1 protein-coding gene and 1 tRNA gene are annotated in these 1,284 nt (G+C 66.9%); one reads left to right on the forward strand and one right to left on the reverse strand.

All coding sequences use genetic code 11. The features are described from left to right. Window positions 1-490: 490 nt before the first annotated feature. Complete coding sequence (locus tag ACFWBD_RS41490; RefSeq protein WP_385679425.1) at window positions 491-835, reverse strand: ANTAR domain-containing protein; 345 nt, start codon at window positions 833-835, stop codon at window positions 491-493. Between the two features lie 260 nt (window positions 836-1,095). Between ACFWBD_RS41490 and ACFWBD_RS41495 the strand changes: the two genes are divergently transcribed. Further along, window positions 1,096-1,168 (forward strand) — tRNA-Met (locus tag ACFWBD_RS41495). Window positions 1,169-1,284 lie beyond the last annotated feature (116 nt).

A 1,284-nucleotide genomic window follows, 5' to 3' on the forward strand; every position in this document is an offset into this window, starting at 1 on the left:
CTGCGGGCCACCCGGTCCGGTCGTCAGCCCCGTCGCCGTCCTGCAACAACCCTGGCTTCGGAACTCCACCACCGCACCGTCCTGCGCACTGCAACTGCGGTACTGCCGCCCGGCAGTTCGTGTCTGCCAGGCCCTGCTGTCTCTCTGGGCTACGAGAGAAACCATAACCAGATCCACCACCGAATGTCTACTTCGGCCAGCACAGATTTCCGCGTGTTCGACAGCGAGGTAATCGGCCTCCTCGAGTGGCACCGGAAGGCGGCACCAAATGGCCCAACATGCTGAGGACAACTGAGCGGGCCCATGGGAAACCGGTCGGCGCACGCGTGCGCGGATGTCGCGGTCTCGCTTGACCGGGCCCCCGCGAGGGGATGTCAGGGCTGACTGCCCCTTGGCCCGTGGTGTTGTCTTCGGGGCCGGCGGTGAGCGCTTATCGACGAGATCATTCCCTGCCACCTCACCATCGAGCGGGCCATGAACGCCTGAAGCCCTACCCGGGCCCGTCCATGGCCTCCGTGTGAGGCTTGCGTCGCCGCACCGCCGGGTCCAGTTCCTGGCCCAGCGGCTCCGCAAGCGGCCGCCCCAACGCCCAGGCGATGAGGGCCTCCGCGACTGTGCGCAGTTTGGTGTTGGTGCGCTGGGAGATCTCGCGCAGCACATCGAACCCGGCGGCCGGCGGTAGCCGGTGGGTCGCGACGAGGACACCGATGGCCTGGTCGATTGTCGCGTGGGAATCGACAGCGTGCCGCAGTTGGGCGTTCTCCTGCTCAAGACGGGCCACTGTGGCGTCACGCGTTCCGTCGGCTCGGGGCCGCTGTTCGCGGGAGAACGTCATGACTGATCTCCATACAGGGGGACGGGTTTCCGTGCGCGTGCCCCGGACTGGAACAACAAGACATGCTCAGCGCATCACAAAGATCACATAGAGGCATGAAGCTCTTGGCCGGCCACGGCTGGCGAAGGGCCCAGGGGCGGCCTACCCGCTCCCTCCCCTACGGAGTCGCCCTCGCATCCACGCTCACACAACATCGCCCGCGCCTGACAGCTAGCGCGCGCCGCCCCCGCCCCGCTCGCTGTGTAGAGCGACATCACCGACGCGGGGTGGAGCAGCTCGGAGCTCGCTGGGCTCATAACCCAGAGGTCGCAGGTTCGAATCCTGTCCCCGCTACGAGAAGAGAAGGGGCCCGGCATCAGCCGGGCCCCATCTCATATCGCCACCCCGGCGGTGAGCAATAACAGGGTCGGGGGCTGTAACGCACTGTGGGCGTGTTAGCGGTTGCCTCG

It is taken from the genome of Streptomyces sp. NPDC060002, from assembly GCF_042737245.1.
Classification (GTDB): Bacteria; Actinomycetota; Actinomycetes; order Streptomycetales; family Streptomycetaceae; genus Streptomyces.